Below are 14,991 nucleotides of genomic sequence, written 5' to 3'. Positions count from 1 at the left end.
GGAATTAACGTCGCGAGAATGCCCAGCCACAGCTCCATTGCCGGCGTCCATGCGGTACTGCCGCCGCATCGATATACCCAGGAGGAGGTCACCACCACCCTGCTGGACCTGCCCGGATACGCCGAGTCCGAGGAGGTGGTGCGGGCGCTGCACAAGAGCGCGAAAGTGAACAGCAGGTATCTGGTTCTCCCGCTCGAGGAATATGCCCAGCTCGACGATTTCGGTAAGAGCAACAGCCTGTTCATCGAGCACGCAACAGAACTGGGCTGCGCCGCACTGTCCGGTGCGCTCGATGATGCGGGTCTGCGTCCGCAGGATGTGGACCTGATCGTCACCACCACCGTCACCGGCGCCGCGGTTCCGTCGCTGGACGCCCGGATCGCCGGGCGCCTCGGCCTGCGGCCGGACGTGCGCCGCATCCCGATCTTCGGTCTGGGTTGTGTGGCCGGCGCCGCCGGCATCGCCCGCCTCAACGACTATCTGCGCGGTGCGCCCGACACGGTGGCGGTCCTGGTGTCGGTGGAATTGTGTTCGCTGACCCGCAAACACAATCCCTCCATGCCGACGCTGGTGGCCGGTGCACTGTTCGGTGACGGTGCCGCGGCGGTGGTTGCGGTCGGCGAGGAACGGGCCCGTCAGCTCAACCCCACCGGACCCGATGTGCTGGACTCACGCAGTCATCTGTATCCGGATTCGTTGCACGCCATGGGCTGGGATATAGGTTCCGACGGCTTCGAGATCGTGCTCAGCGCCGAGGTTCCGGGCTTCGTCGGGCGCTACCTGGGCGATGACGTCACCGGATTTCTCGGTGGGCACGGCCTCTCCGTCGACGATGTGTCCGCCTGGGTCAGCCATCCGGGTGGGCCCAAGGTGATCGAGGCCATCATCGAAACCCTCGGATTACCTGAGGACGCACTGGATCTCACCTGGCAGTCGCTGGCCGACGTCGGCAACTTGTCATCGTCCTCGGTGCTGCACGTCTTGCGCGACACCATCCGCAAACGGCCGGAGTCGGATACGCCCGGGGTGATGATGGCCATGGGTCCGGGGTTCTGTTCCGAACTCGTCCTGCTGCGCTGGCGCTGATGACGGCCAAGAGATTCACCGCGCTGATCGTTCTTGTTGCCGCTGAGCGGCTCCTGGAGCTGGTGGTGTCCAAACGCAACCTGAAGTGGAGCATCGCTTCGGGCGGCAAGGAATTCGGGGCGAGTCACTATCCGGTGATGGTGGCGCTGCACAGCGCGCTGCTGGTGGGTGCGGTGGTGGAGGCACGTCGGCGCCGGCCATCGCCCATCCTCGGCCGGATGATGGCGGTGGTCGTGCTCGCTGCCCAGGCGCTGCGCTGGTGGTGCATCACCACGCTGGGCAGGCAGTGGAACACCAGGGTCGTGGTGGTGCCGGGCGCCCCGCGCATCGTCGACGGACCGTACCGGGTGCTGCCGCACCCGAATTACGTGGCAGTGGTCACCGAGGGGGCCGCGTTGCCGCTGGCCGGCGGCGCATGGATCACCGCTCTGGTGTTCACCGTGGCCAACGCTGCCCTGCTGCGAACCCGGATCCGTGTGGAAAATGAAGCGTTGCAAGGCTTGACATGATCGATCTGCTCGTGGCAGGTGGCGGCCCGGCCGGACTGGCCACCGCGGTGCACGCCGCCCGCGCCGGGCTGGAGGTCGTGGTGGTGGAACGTCGCCAGGGCCCGATCGACAAGGCCTGTGGTGAGGGCCTGATGCCGCACTCGGTCCGGCAGCTGCAGCGTCTGGGCGCGGACATCGAGGGAGGGAATTGCAGGGCCTTTTTCGGCATTCGTTACCTCGACGGGCGCCGCACCGCCGAGGCCAGGTTCCGCGACGGGGCAGGCCGCGGAGTGCGCCGCACGGAGCTCCATGCCGCGCTGTCGGAGGCGGCGTCGGCGGCCGGGGTTCGGGTGGTCCACGGTGAGGTGGGCCCGGTGACCCAGGACTCGATATCGGTGAGCGCGGCCGGTTTTCAGGCCCGCTACCTGGCGGCCGCCGACGGTCTGCATTCGCCGATCCGCCGCTCGCTCGGGCTCAGCGGCGGTGAGGGCAGGCGACGCCGTTGGGGAATTCGCCGTCACATCCAGATCGCCCCGTGGTCGGATTGCGTCGAGGTCTACTGGGGACCCGACACCGAGGCGTATGTGACGCCGGTCGGCGAGAACTGTGTCGGGATAGCCATCCTGACGTCGGAGCGCGGCGGCTTCGATCAGCACCTGGCGGCGTTCCCGATGCTGGTCGAGCGGATCGACGGCCTTGAACACGGCCAGGACCGGGCCGCCGGGCCGCTACGGCAGAAAGTCCGCAACCGCAGTGCGGGGCGGGTGCTGTTGGTCGGTGACGCGGCAGGCTACGTGGATGCGCTGACCGGGGAGGGGCTGGGCCTGGCCTTCGGTGCGGCCGAACTTCTGGTCGGATGTGTGCGGGCGGACGCCCCGGGTGACTACGACCGGCAGTGGCGCGCGTTGACGCGCCGCTATCGCTTGCTGACCGCAGCCCTGTTGCACGGCAGTGGTTTTGGTCCGGTGCGGGCTTGCATCACCCCGGCGTCGGCGGCGCTGCCGTCGGTGTTTGCTCGGGTGGTGAATGCTTTGGGGGAGTAGGCCGCGCCAGGTCACCGAGGTACTCCAGCAACCGCATGCCGTGGAACACCAGCAGCGCGGCGATGGAGCCCAGCGCGATCCCGGTGAACGTCAGCGAACCCAGTTGCCAGGTGAAATCGGCGATTCCGATGATCAGCGGGATGGCCGCGGTCATCTGGTTGACGGGCTTGGAGAAGTCCACGTGATTGGTCAGCCAGATCCGTACGCCCAGGATGCCGACCAGGCCGTAGAGCACAATGGTCGCGCCGCCCAGTACACCCGGCGGGATGGCCGAGATCGCCGCTCCGACCTTGGGGCACAACGACAATGCGATGGCCACCGCCGCGGCCACCCAGTACGCCGCGGTTGAGTAGACCCGGGTGGCCGCCATCACCCCGATGTTCTCGGCGTAGGTGGTGGTGGCCGAACCGCCGCCGGCGCCGGCCAGCACGGTGGCCACCCCGTCGGCGGCCAGTGCCCGGCCGATCATCGGATCGAGGTCGGTGCCCGTCATCTGTCCCACCGACTTGACGTGCCCGATGTTCTCGGCCACCAGTGCGATCACCGCGGGCAAGAACAGCGGTAGCACCGCCAGACTGAACGTGGGGGTGTGGAACTCGGGCAGTCCCAGCCACGGCGCCGCCGCGATCGCCGTGGTGTCCACGTCACCGAGTGCCAGCGCCAGCAGATACCCGATCACGACCGCGCCGAAGATCGCCAGCCTGCCGATCAACCCCTTGAAGAAGGCCAGCGTGCCGACCAGCAATACCAGTGTCACCAACCCGACCAGCGGGCCCTTCTCGAAATTGGCCTTGGCTGCGGGGGCCAGGTTGAAGCCGATCAGCGCGACGATCGCCCCGGTGACCACCGGCGGCAGGGTCAGGTCGATCCACCGGGTTCCGATCAGGTGCACCACGGCGCCGATGAGGATCAACAACACTCCGACGGCGATCAAACCGCCCAGCGCACTTCCGGTTCCGTGGGCGGCCACCGCTGCCGTCACCGGGGCGATCACCGAGAAACTCGACCCCAGATAGCTCGGCAACCGGTTGCCCGTGATGAGCAGGAACAAGATTGTCCCGACACCGGAGAACAGCAGAGTGGTGGCCGGCGGAAAGCCCGTGAGCACCGGAACCAGGAACGTGGCGCCGAACATGGCCACCACGTGCTGGGCACCGATGCCGATGGTGCTGGCCCAATCGAGCCGTTCTCCGGGGGCGACGACGAAGTCGTCGTCGGTGCGGGTCTCGACGTATTTCCAACGCAGCGGAATCACGATTGTTGACTACACACCATGATCGGCTGCCGCGCCCGCCGAAACGGCATTCCGGGCTAGGCGTGCTGCGGTTCGTACCCACAGATCGCCGAGACCTTGTCCGCCGACGCCGAGGAGGGATCGAAGGTGTAGCCCAGCCATTCCCGGGTCAGGCGGCGGGCCAACTCGATACCGATGACCCGCTGGCCGAAGCACAGCACCTGGGCGTTGTTGGACAACACCGACCGCTCGACGGAGAAACTGTCGTGGGCGGTCACCGCACGGATGCCCGGGACCTTGTTGGCGCTGATCGCCACCCCGAGCCCGGTGCCGCAGACCAGCAGCGCCCGGTCGGCCCTACCTTCGGCTACCATCCGGGCCGCGGCGACCGCGACGTGCGGATAGGCGGTGTGCTCGTCGGCGCCGACCCCGACGTCGACGACCGAGGCGACGCGCTCGTCGGCCTCCAGGTCGGCCCGCAGGGTGTCCTTGTACTGCAACCCGGCGTCGTCACACCCGACGACGATGCGCAGACTCGGGTGGCTCATCGGTGCTCCTCGATCAGGTCGGCGACAGTGTGGACACACATCGCCAGGGATATCGCCCCGGCATCGGGGGTTCCGATGCTGCGTTCGGCCAGCGGGCGGGCCCGGCCCACCTTCGGCCGCAGCTCGGCGGTCTCTGCGGCCGCCTTCTCGGCCACCTCTACTGACGCCAACCATGCTGTACGCCAGTCGATTCCGCTGTTTACCGCGGATTGCACGGCCGCCACGAATGGAATCAGCGCATCCAGCATCGTCTTGTCGCCTCGCTGGGCGTTGCCCAACGAGATCAGGGCATCGCGGCCTGCCTCCAGCGCCGCGAGGACGTCGACGTCTCCGGGGGCCCCGGAATCTCCGAGCCGGCGGCCGGCCGCTGTGAGCGCGGCGCCCCACAGCACGCCGGAGGTTCCGCCCGCCTTGGCAGCCCAGGAATCACCCGCGGCGGCCAGCACCGACTCGGTGCCTCCGCCTTGTGCGAGCGCTGAGGCGGCCGCGGCATCGGCGGCCCCGGTGCCCTTGACCATTCCACGCCCGTGATCACCGTCCCCGGCCACCGCGTCGATGCGTCCGAGCTCCTGCTCGGCCGCGACCATCCGCGCGGCGATCGCCGAAATGCCCGTGGCGACAAGCGCTGCCGCCGCCGCACCATCAGTGTCGGCCAGATCGATCTGTGCGTGGTCTGCCTGCGCTGTCACGACCGTGCGGATCCTGGCATCGCCGGCGGTGATACTGCCTTTGCGGTAGGCAGGGGTGTCGGCGGGTGAAGTCCACAGCCGTTCGAGTTCGTCGTCGAGCCACATCACGGTCAGTGAGCATCCGGCCATGTCCAGGCTGGTGACGAGTTCACCGACCTCCGGTTGCACCACGGTGTAGCCGGCCTCGGCCAGCAGTGCCGCCACGGTCTTCCACACCACGAACAGTTCTTCGTATTTGGTGCGGCCAAGCCCGTTGAGGATCACCGCAACGCGATCACTTGTGCCCGAAGGCTTTTCCGCCATGACGCCGGTGACCAGAAGCTCGGCCAACTCGGCCGCGGTGGGCATGGTGTGGCTGGATACGCCGGGCTCGCCGTGGATGCCGAGGCCGAGATCCATCGAGCCTGCCGTGACGGTGAACAGCGGTCGGTCCACGCCCGGCATGGTGCAGCCGTCGAATGCGACACCCAGCGTGCGGGTGAGGTCGTTTGACTTGCGGGCCACGGCCTCGACGGTGTCGAGGCCGTGACCTTCCTCGGCAGCCGCACCTGCGCAACGGAATACGGTGAAATCTCCGGCAATGCCACGTCGTTTGGCGATGTCTTCGACGGGCGCGCTCGCTATATCGTCGGTGACCGCCAGGTAGCGGGCGTCGATGCCTTCGGACTGCAGCTGCGTCACGGCAAGACCGAAGTTCATCACGTCGCCGGCATAGTTGCCGGTGATCATCAGAACCCCGGCATTCCCGTGGGCGGCGCGGGCCACCGATACGGCCTCACGGGTGGACGGTGAGGTGAAGATGTTGCCGACCACCGCTCCGTCGGCGAAGCCCCTGCCGACCACTCCGCAGAAAGCGGGGTAGTGGCCAGAGCCGCCGCCAACGACGACTGCGACCTTGCCCGAAGGGGTTTCGGTGGAGCGCACCACTCCGCCGGGCACCCCGGTGACGTACTGTGCGTTCGCGTCGAGGAAGCCGGCGAGCATGTCTTCGGTGAAGGTGGCCGGATCGTTGAACAGGCGTGTCATCGCGGAGTCCTCGTCAGTGCATGTGGCTGCCACCGTTGATGTCAACGGTGGTTCCGGTCAGGTAGCTGGCGTCCTGGCTGGACAGGAACGTCATGACAGCCGCGATCTCATCGGTGGTGGCGGTACGGCCGATCGGGATGTCGGCGGCGAGCTTGGCCTCCTGCTCGTCGGTGGAGCCGACCCGGATGTTGGTGTCGACCGCGCCGGGGGTCACGGCGTTGACGGTGACGCCGGTATCGGCGATCTCACGGGCCAGGGCCTTGGTGAAGCCGAGGATCGCGGCCTTGGCCGAGGAGTAGGGCACCTTGCCGAAGACGCCGCCGCCGCGCTGCGCGGACACCGAACTCATGTTGACGATGCGGCCCCAGCCGGCGTCGATCATGCCGGGCAGGAAAGCCTTCGTCACCAGATAGGTTCCGGTGGCATTGACCGCCATGACCTTGTTCCACAGGTCCAGGCTGGTCTCGAGGAACGGCACCGGCGAGGTGATGCCGGCGATGTTGGCCAGCGCACCGACGACTGGGAGATTGCCCGACGCCACCTCGGCGGCGACCGCATCGTGGGCGGCGGTCACCGAATCCTCGGAGGTCACGTCGATGGCATGGCCGAAGGCTGGAACGCCGAATTGGTTGCCGATCTCGGCGGCGACCTTGGCCGACTTCTCGCCGTCCAGGTCGAGGATGACGACGGCCCACCCCTCCTTGGCGTAGCGCTCGGCAACGGCGACGCCGATGCCCTTGTCGGAGGTGGCTCCGGTGACGACGGCGGTACGGGTGACTGACATTGGAGTGGTTCCTTTCAGATCAGGGCGGAGATGAGGTTTCCGGCCGCGGCAGTGGCGGCGGGACGATCGTCGTGGCTGACATCGCGCGTTTCGAGTTCCAGCGCGAAGTGTCCGGGGTAACCGGCATCGGCGAGACTCTTGAGCCCGGTTGCGAAATCGACCTGGCCGTTGCCGACCGACAGGTTGATGTTGCCGGGAACGGCATCCCGGATGTGGACGTGCGTGATTCGCGGCCCGCACCGGTCCACGAAGTCGACGGGGTTGCCGCCGGAGGCCACGATGTGGCTGAAATCCATGACGATTCCGACGTTTTCGTCCAGCTGGTCGGTCAATTGCCGGGCCCGCTCGATGTCGCAGCACAACCGGAAGAAGTGCAGGGACTCGGTCCAGAGCTCGACGCCGTAGTCAGCGGCGCTGGTGGCCGCGGCGGCCAGCTCGGCGGCCACCAGACCCAGATCCTCGTCGAGTGAGCGCGCCGGCGTGTGGTCGAGCGCGCCGCACGGCAGCACCAGGGCATCGGCTCCGGTGGCGAAGGCGAGCTTTAGCAGCATGTCCAGGTGGCGGGCCCGCGCCGCGCGAGCTGCGTCGTCGAGCGGGACGTTGAGATCGCCGATGTCGCCGTTGATCGAGCGGACCCGGATGCCGGAGGACGAAACCGTGGCCGACACCTCCCGCACAGCGTCCTCGTCCAGCACGTACGGAACGTGATCACACACGCCGGGCAGCGCGCCGAGGTCGATCTCGCCGAAGCCGAGTCCGCTGATGGTCTCCAGGGCCTGGGGCAGCGGCTGGTGGCGGAAGCTGATCGTCGAACAGCCGAGGCGGCTGTGGAACGCGGACGGTGACTGCTCGGGCATCTGGCTGGTGCTTTCTTCCTGGTCCTTGTGACCGCGCCCACAGTACGCCAGTCGACTGTTAACAGTCAACGGGCGGCATTCAATTTATGTCGACTGTTGACAGTGTGGTGTGTGCGGGCTCACACTGGGATTCGCTACGCACTGTTGACCGTCAACAGTCCCGGGGATTCCCAGCTAGACACCGATTTGAACGGGATTTGAAAGGATGAGCCCATGAGCGACGACGCTCTCAACATGCGGGGTCCTGTACTCGGCACGAAGGACGCCAAACGGGTGGCCGTCGGCTCCGCCGTCGGCGCCGTGATCGAAACCTACGACTTCATCGGATTCGGAACCGCCGCCGCGCTGTACTTCGGCCACGCGTTCTTTCCGAACTCCAGTCCGGTGGCCGGCACACTGGCTGCCTTCGCGACCCTCGGTGTCGGCTTCGCGGCCCGCCCACTCGGCGGCATCATCGGCGGGCACCTCGGTGACAAGGTCGGCCGCAAACCCGTGCTGGTGGCTTCCCTGCTGATCATGGGACTGGCCACGTTCGCCATCGGTCTGCTGCCCACCTACGCCGCGGTCGGAGTGCTGGCACCCATTCTGCTGGTCACCGTCCGCATCGTTCAGGGCCTGGCCTTCGGTGCGGAATGGGGCGGAGCGATCCTGATGAGCTACGAGCACGCCCCCTGGAAAGAAAAGGGCCGCTACACCGGCATCGTGCAGGCCGGTTTCCCGGTCGGTCTGCTGCTGGCGAACTTGGTGTTCCTCGGCAGCGTGCACATCGGTGGGGACTGGGCCTGGCGGCTGCCGTTCCTGGCCAGCATCGTGCTCGTCGTCGTCGGGCTGATCATCCGGGCCAAGGTGCCCGAATCGCCGGTGTTCGAAGATGTCAAGGACGAGGGCAAGATCGTCAAGGCGCCGATCGTCGAGGTGATCAAGAACGACTGGCGAAACATCGTGCGCGGCATCGGCCTTCGAATCGCCGAGACAGCCGGTTACGCGGTGTCCATCACCTACATGATCTCCTACCTCAAGACCGCGAAGCTCGCCACGGCCACTGAAACCCTTGTGGCACTGTGTATTGCCGCCGGAGTCGGCATCGTGGCAACCACGGCCTGGGCCCAGCTCACCGACCGGGTGGGACGGCGGCCGGTCTACATCTGGGTCTGTGCCTTCGGTATCCCGTTCGGTGTGTTGATGTTCATGCTCGTCAACACCGGCATGGTCCTGATGATCGTAGCGACGTTCGTGGTGGCCTACTGCATGTGCCAGAACGCTTTGGCCGGTGCCCAGGGCGCCTGGTTCCCGGAGCTGTTCACCGCGAACACCCGCGCATCCGGTGCCTCACTGGCCTACCAGATTTCGGCCATGGTCTCAGGCTTTACGCCCTTCATCACGACGCTGCTGTTCGAGTGGATGGGATGGATGGGACCGGCCTTGTTGTTCTCGGCCTACGCCGCGATCGGCCTGTGGGCGGCCCTCGTCACCCGGGAAACCTGGGGACCGGCCGAACGTAAGGCCGCCGACAAAGCAGCCGCCGACCTCGCTCTGGCCGCCTGATGCGCGCGGCGAAGGTGCGTGATGCTGCCTACCGGATGCGTCACCACGTACTCGACATGGGCGAAGCTCAAGGGCAGGGCTATGTCGGACAGGCTCTGGGCGCCGCCGACATGCTCGCCGCGGTTTACGCCGACCAACTGCGCTACCGTGCCGAGGATCCCCATTGGGCCGGCCGTGACCGGTTCCTGCTGTCGACCGGGCACTACGCGATCGGTCTTTATGCCGCACTCGCCGAGGCCGGCATCGTCGACGTTGCCGAACTCGAAACCTACGGTTCGGATGAGTCGCGTTTGCCCATGTCCGGAATGGCCAGCTACACACCGGGAATGGAGATCTCCGGCGGATCGCTCGGTCACGGTCTCACCGTGGCGGTCGGGATGGCGCTGGGCCTGCGACACCAGGGAAACAACGCGCGCGTGTTCAACTTTCTCTCCGACGGCGAACTCGACGAGGGCTCCACGTGGGAGGCGGCCATGGGCGCGTCGCATCACGGCCTGACCAACCTGATCGCGATGGTGGACATCAACGCGCTTCAGGCCGACGGGCCGACCGCCGGGGTCTTGCGCACCGAGCCGGTGCCCGACAAGTGGGCCGCGTGCGGCTGGCATGTCCAGCGCGTGGACGGCAACGACGTCAACGCATTGCTCGATGCGTTCGATGGCGTCAGTACCGAACGACCTTCAGTCATCTTGTGCGACACCAGGATCGGCAAGGGAGTGCCGTTGCTGGAAAATCGGGAGAAAGCACACTTCATGCGGATCGACGCCGACGAGTGGCAGATCTGCCGCAACCAGCTCACTGAAGGAGTATCGGTATGACCACCAAGCTGCGCACATCGGCGATGATCGCGTCATTCGCCGATCCGGGCCAGAAGACCACCCCCGCGCCGTTCGGGCATGCGCTGGTCAAAGCCGCCCAGGCCGACGACCGCATCGTCGGCCTGACAGCCGATCTCGGCAAATACACCGACATGCACATCTTCTCTCAGTCCTTCCCCGAGCGGTTCTTTCAGATGGGTATGGCGGAGCAGTTGCTGTTCGGTGCCGCAGCGGGAATGGCCGAGACCGGGCTGATCCCCTTTGCCTCGACCTATTCGGTGTTCGCCGCACGACGGGCCTACGACTTCATCTGTCTCGACATCGCGGAGCCGGGCCTCAACGTCAACATTGTCGGTGGGCTCCCCGGCCTGACCACGGGCTACGGCCCGTCACACCAGGCCACCGAGGACGTTGCCATCTTCCGCGGAATGCCCGGGCTGACCATCGTGGATCCGTGCGATTCGGTCGACATCGAGCAGGCCGTGCCGCAGCTGGCCGAACACGCGGGCCCCACCTACCTGCGCCTGTTGCGCGGGCAGGTCCCGACGGTGCTTGACGAGTACGGCTACACATTTGAACTCGGCAAAGCCAAGGTGGTGCGGCCCGGCAACGACGTCGTGTTCGTTTCCAGTGGGCTGATGACGATGCGGGCGCTGTTGGCCGCCGAGGAACTGGCCGCCCACAATGTCGGGGCTGCTGTTGTGCACACGCCGACGCTCAAGCCGTTCGACGCGGAAACCGTGTTGCGCGAGCTCGATTCGGACCGGTTGGCGCTGACTCTGGAGAACCACACCGTGGTCGGTGGATTGTTCGAAACCGTCGCCTCGGCGATGGTGCAGCGAGGAGTCAGCCGACAGGTCACGCCCATCGCGTTGCCGGACGAATTTCTGGCCGCCGGCGCCTTGCCGACCCTGCACGACCGTTACGGCCTGTCGACCCGGCGAATTGTCGCGTCGGTGCTGGAGCGGTTGTAGCATCAGTGTTGACATACAAATGTTAACAATCAAGGAGCAGTCAATGTCGGTCGATACCCCGTCGCTGCTGCGGCTTGAGAAGACCAGCCTGCGTGAGCAAGCGCTTTCGGCGCTGCGCCGGGCAATCACTTCGGGCCAGCTCCAGCCCGGCACCCACCTGGTCGAGACTGATCTGTCCGACGCACTGCAGATCAGCCGGGGCACATTGCGCGAAGCCATGCGGCAGCTGCAGCAGGAAGGGCTGATTTCGGCCGGGCCACGGGGCCGGCTCTCGGTCCGTCATCTCGACACCAAGGAAATCAAGGACATGTTCGACGTCCGGGGCGCCCTGGAGTCGTTGGCCGCCAGTGAACTGGCATCGCGGGAGGATCGCAGCGCCGCCGTGTCGGCCCTGCGTAGCGCCGTCGCCGACATGGAGCGTTGGGCGGCGTCGAACCTGGAGGATCGGATCGAGGCTGACCTCAAGTTTCATCGGACGATGTGTCACTTGAGCGGCAACGAGACCTTGTTGCATCTGTGGTCGTCGTTGGAGGGCAGCATCCGGATGTCGATCATGTATGCCGGGGTGGACCGGGCGCTCAAGAACATGGACGCCAAACGGCATCTGGAAATCGTCGATGCCATCGAATCCGGCGATGCCGGCGCGGCGGCGGCCACTGTCCGGGAGCATATGTGCACTGCCGCAACGGTTTTGGTGGAAGACGCCGACTAGCATCGCCGCACGCGATAGATCGCGGCACCGACCGCCACCACCGCTAGCCCGGCGACCACCGAAGTCATAGGTAGCGAGAAAGCCAGCACCAGGCAGCCCAGCAGACCCAGAGCCGGGATGATGCGCAGCCACCAGTTCTTCGGCTCCAGCGTCCACGCCGAGACATTCGCGATCGCGTAGTACAACAACACCGCGAACGACGAAAACCCGATCGCGCCACGCAGATCCACCACCGCGGCCAGTATCGCCACCACGATGCCGACCACCACTTCGGCACGGTGCGGGACCGCGAACCGAGGATGCACGGCGGCCAGCCCATGTGGCAGATGATGGTCACGGGCCATCGCCAGCGTCGTGCGCGACACCCCGAGGATCAGGGCCAGCAGGGAGCCCAGGGCCGCGGTCGCGGCTCCGGCCCGCACCACCGGTTGCCAGCCGGGCGCGCCGGCGGCCGCCACCGCGTCGGCCAATGGTGCGGGTGCGGTCGCCAGACCGGAACCACCGAGGACCGAGAGCACCGCGACCGCCACGCCCGCATAGATCACCAGCGCGATACCCAGCGCAATCGGAATCGCACGTGGAATGGTCCGGGCCGGGTCACGGACCTCTTCACAGAGGGTGGCGATCCGGGCGTATCCGGCGAACGCGAAGAACAGCAGGCCCGCAGCCTGAAGCACGCCGCCGACACCCACGTCGCCGACCTCCAGGCGGACCGAGTCAGCGGCACCGGAACCGGCGATGATCACCACGACCGCGGCCAGGACCGCCAGCACGCCCGCGACGATGATCCGGGTCAGCAGTGCCGACTTCTGGATTCCGGCATAGTTCACCGCCGTCAACGCCACCACGGCGGCCACCGCCACGGCATGCGCCCACTGCGGCCAGACGTAAACCCCGACGGTCAGCGCCATCGCCGCACATGAGGCGGTCTTGCCGACGATGAAACTCCAGCCGGCTGTGTAACCCCAGAACTCGCCGAGCCGTTCGCGCCCGTAGACGTAGGTGCCGCCGGATTGCGGATAGCGCGCGGCCAGTCGCGCAGACGACGTCGCATTGCAGTAGGCGACGACGGCGGCGACTGCGAGGCCGATGAGCAGTCCGCTCCCGGCCGCACCGGCGGCCGGGGCCAGGGCGGCGAAAATGCCCGCCCCCACCATCGATCCCAGGCCGATCACTACGGCGTCGGTGGTCCCGAGTCTGCGCTGAAGGCCGCCGGGCGTGGTCACCCCGCGATGTTAAGCGGTCATGCGCGTGGGTGGAAGAAGACACCTTCGGCGCGAACCGTGATGCCGTCCGCGGTCGCGAGGTGCCCGACGGCAAAGGTTTTCGCGCCTTCAACGCGGTCGATGTGTGCCTCGGCGCGAACAGGTCCGAGGCGGGTCCCGGCTTCGTAGCGGACGGTCAGCGTTCCGGTTACCGCGGGCTGACCTGGCTTGTGGGCGGTGGCACCGAGGACATGGTCGAGCAGAAGCGCACAGATTCCGCCGTGCACATGGCCGGCGGGACCCTCGTAGGCCGCGCCGAGCGTCACATCGGCCCAGACTCGGCCGTCGGATTCGTGATGGACCAGCAATGGGGGCGCCAGGGCGTTGCGCAAGCCGATGACGGCGTTACCCCATGCGAGGGATTGCCCGTCGAGGGCCTCTTGGATACCGAAGGAACCGGGGATCAACGACTGGCTGAGTTCGTCTGCCGCCGCATCGATCTTCGCTTTGGCGGACCGAATCGTGTCCAGATCGGCCTGACTTCGGATCGTCGCGTCGACGACTCGACGCACGGATTCGGTGAGGGATGCGTAAAGCGCTTCTGGGACATCGGTTTCGCTGTGTACGGACAATGCATTACTCCGTTGTGGGATCGAGCCGTCGGTCAGCGAAGCCACCGTAATCACCACGATAGAAAAGCAGCGGCCGCCCGCTGTGGGCTTCCAGTGCCGTGACATGGGTGACCACGATGGTGTGGTCACCCGCGCCGTGCTCGTACTCAAGGTCGGCTTCGATGGTGGCCAACGTATCGTGCAGGCGCGGGGCACCATTCGTGGCCGGGCTCCAGGCCATCCCGGCGAACTTGTCGTCGCTGCTGCGGGCGAACTGTGCGCACAACGATTCCTGGTCGTCGGCCAGGATGTTGATACACATCCGGCCGGTGGCCCGGATCAGCGGCCAGCTTGAGGAGCTCCGGGACGGGCAGAACGAGACGTATGGCGGGTCGAGCGACACCGACGTGACCGATTGGCAGGTAAATCCCAGCGGCCGCAGCCCGTCGTGACCAGTGATGACGGCGATGCCGGTGCAGAAGTGCCCGAGCACCGCGCGCATGTCCTGGGGTCCTGGTCGCGGAGGTGCCGTGCCGAGTGTCGCGGCGTTCTCGAGTCCCATTGCTCTCCGTCCGGTGTCTTGTGTCGTGACCCAGATTCACCGAGGTGAGCACGTTGGTGCAATGCAGTCTCCCGTCCAGCGGTTCATCGAGAACGGCCGCGTGACCTGGGTTGTTACCCTTGGGCCATGGACGACCCCGAGCAGACAGCCACGCCGGCGCTGGCCGCGAACAGCTGGGCGCTGCTCGGGTTGCTGTCTTATGAGCAGGAACTCTCCGGCTACGACATCCGCAAATGGCTCCACTGGAGCATGCGCTATTTCTACGGGAGCCCGGCGTACAGCCAGATCTACTCCGATCTGAAGAAGCTGGAGAAGATGGGCTTGCTCACCTCTCGAGTGGATGGCACCGGCACGCGAAACCGCCGTCTTTACAAGATCACTCAGTCGGGTCTGGATGCCGTCACACACTGGGCGCGGGAGACGCCGCCGGATCCCCCGTCGTTGAAGCATCCTGCGCTCATGCGAGTGACGATGGGCCACCTCAGTGACCCCGCCACGCTGAAGCAGATGCTGCAGGAACATCTTGCCTATGTCGATGGGATGCAACGCGACGCCGCCAAGGAAGCACGTTGGTCCACGGCCGACCCGGCGTGGGCATACGCCAAGATCGCGTTGGATTGGGCTGATCGCTACTACGCGTCCGAGCGGGAACTCACCTTGCAACTGATCAAGGACCTCGACGAGGCCGAGGCCAACTTCCCGAAAGTCGGTGAAGGCGCGAAGATTCCGTGGCCGGATCCTTCGTACTGGTATGAGATCGAGAGGAAAGCCGAAGCCGAAGACATCGCAGGCACAGACTGACCTTCCGT

16 protein-coding genes are annotated in these 14,991 nt (G+C 66.4%); 8 read left to right on the top strand and 8 right to left on the bottom strand.

Annotation, left to right across the window (positions count from 1 at the left end):
* Positions 1–18: 18 nt before the first annotated feature.
* Genes ACZY08_RS01205 through ACZY08_RS01195 form a run of 3 tightly spaced genes read left to right on the top strand, consistent with a single transcriptional unit; the run spans position 19 to position 2,617 of the window.
* A complete protein-coding gene (locus ACZY08_RS01205) occupies positions 19–1,086 on the top strand; it encodes a type III polyketide synthase (protein ID WP_463742794.1) in 1,068 nt (355 codons plus the stop codon).
* Positions 1,086–1,595, top strand: coding sequence for an isoprenylcysteine carboxyl methyltransferase family protein (locus ACZY08_RS01200; RefSeq protein WP_463742793.1), 510 nt, complete (start codon positions 1,086–1,088; stop codon positions 1,593–1,595). The genes ACZY08_RS01205 and ACZY08_RS01200 overlap by 1 nt, the downstream gene beginning before the upstream one ends.
* Complete coding sequence (locus tag ACZY08_RS01195) at positions 1,592–2,617, top strand: NAD(P)/FAD-dependent oxidoreductase (RefSeq protein ID WP_463742792.1); 1,026 nt, start codon at positions 1,592–1,594, stop codon at positions 2,615–2,617. The genes ACZY08_RS01200 and ACZY08_RS01195 overlap by 4 nt, the downstream gene beginning before the upstream one ends.
* On the opposite strand, the gene ACZY08_RS01190 is transcribed toward ACZY08_RS01195, so the two are convergent.
* Genes ACZY08_RS01190 through ACZY08_RS01170 form a run of 5 tightly spaced genes read right to left on the bottom strand, consistent with a single transcriptional unit; the run spans position 2,553 to position 7,755 of the window.
* On the bottom strand, positions 2,553–3,872 hold the full coding sequence (locus tag ACZY08_RS01190; protein WP_463742791.1) for a uracil-xanthine permease family protein: 1,320 nt from the start codon (positions 3,870–3,872) through the stop codon (positions 2,553–2,555). The genes ACZY08_RS01195 and ACZY08_RS01190 overlap by 65 nt on opposite strands.
* 56 nt (positions 3,873–3,928) lie before the next feature.
* The gene (locus tag ACZY08_RS01185; RefSeq protein WP_463742790.1) at positions 3,929–4,399 is read right to left on the bottom strand and encodes a ribose-5-phosphate isomerase; all 471 of its coding nucleotides are present in this window, start codon (positions 4,397–4,399) and stop codon (positions 3,929–3,931) included.
* A complete protein-coding gene (locus ACZY08_RS01180) occupies positions 4,396–6,114 on the bottom strand; it encodes a dihydroxyacetone kinase family protein (RefSeq protein ID WP_463742789.1) in 1,719 nt (572 codons plus the stop codon). The genes ACZY08_RS01185 and ACZY08_RS01180 overlap by 4 nt, the downstream gene beginning before the upstream one ends.
* A gap of 13 nt (positions 6,115–6,127) precedes the next feature.
* Positions 6,128–6,898, bottom strand: coding sequence for an SDR family NAD(P)-dependent oxidoreductase (locus tag ACZY08_RS01175; protein WP_463742788.1), 771 nt, complete (start codon positions 6,896–6,898; stop codon positions 6,128–6,130).
* Between the two features lie 14 nt (positions 6,899–6,912).
* A complete protein-coding gene (locus tag ACZY08_RS01170) occupies positions 6,913–7,755 on the bottom strand; it encodes a sugar phosphate isomerase/epimerase family protein (protein WP_463742787.1) in 843 nt (280 codons plus the stop codon).
* Positions 7,756–7,968: 213 nt separating this feature from the next.
* On the opposite strand from ACZY08_RS01170, the gene ACZY08_RS01165 reads away from it, so the two are divergent.
* The 4 genes from ACZY08_RS01165 to ACZY08_RS01150 are packed head-to-tail and all read left to right on the top strand — an operon-like array spanning position 7,969 to position 11,804.
* Positions 7,969–9,300: an MFS transporter gene (locus ACZY08_RS01165; protein WP_463742786.1), complete on the top strand. Its 1,332-nt coding sequence runs from the start codon at positions 7,969–7,971 to the stop codon at positions 9,298–9,300.
* Positions 9,300–10,118 (top strand): transketolase, encoded by an 819-nt coding sequence (locus ACZY08_RS01160; protein WP_463742785.1) that lies wholly within the window; start codon positions 9,300–9,302, stop codon positions 10,116–10,118. Before ACZY08_RS01165 ends, ACZY08_RS01160 begins: the two co-directional genes overlap by 1 nt.
* Positions 10,115–11,092, top strand: a complete 978-nt coding sequence (locus ACZY08_RS01155; RefSeq protein WP_463742784.1) for a transketolase family protein — start codon at positions 10,115–10,117, stop codon at positions 11,090–11,092. The genes ACZY08_RS01160 and ACZY08_RS01155 overlap by 4 nt, the downstream gene beginning before the upstream one ends.
* A gap of 43 nt (positions 11,093–11,135) precedes the next feature.
* Entirely contained in the window at positions 11,136–11,804 is a 669-nt protein-coding gene (locus ACZY08_RS01150) for a GntR family transcriptional regulator (RefSeq protein WP_463742783.1), read from the top strand.
* Here the strand turns inward: ACZY08_RS01150 and ACZY08_RS01145 are convergent.
* From ACZY08_RS01145 to ACZY08_RS01135, 3 genes are read right to left on the bottom strand one after another with little or no spacing between them, the layout of a single operon-like run.
* On the bottom strand, positions 11,801–13,030 hold the full coding sequence (locus tag ACZY08_RS01145) for an APC family permease (protein WP_463742782.1): 1,230 nt from the start codon (positions 13,028–13,030) through the stop codon (positions 11,801–11,803). The two genes, ACZY08_RS01150 and ACZY08_RS01145, sit on opposite strands and share 4 nt — an antisense overlap.
* A gap of 17 nt (positions 13,031–13,047) precedes the next feature.
* Positions 13,048–13,641 (bottom strand): PaaI family thioesterase, encoded by a 594-nt coding sequence (locus ACZY08_RS01140; RefSeq protein WP_463742781.1) that lies wholly within the window; start codon positions 13,639–13,641, stop codon positions 13,048–13,050.
* A gap of 4 nt (positions 13,642–13,645) precedes the next feature.
* Complete coding sequence (locus ACZY08_RS01135) at positions 13,646–14,182, bottom strand: flavin reductase family protein (protein ID WP_463742780.1); 537 nt, start codon at positions 14,180–14,182, stop codon at positions 13,646–13,648.
* A gap of 126 nt (positions 14,183–14,308) precedes the next feature.
* Between ACZY08_RS01135 and ACZY08_RS01130 the strand changes: the two genes are divergently transcribed.
* Positions 14,309–14,983: a PadR family transcriptional regulator gene (locus ACZY08_RS01130; protein ID WP_463742779.1), complete on the top strand. Its 675-nt coding sequence runs from the start codon at positions 14,309–14,311 to the stop codon at positions 14,981–14,983.
* Positions 14,984–14,991 lie beyond the last annotated feature (8 nt).

It is taken from the genome of Mycobacterium sp. IDUB_9 (genome assembly GCF_055419505.1).
The sequence above is the reverse complement of the archived record's forward strand: the minus strand, read 5'-3'. Positions and strand labels throughout refer to the sequence as shown.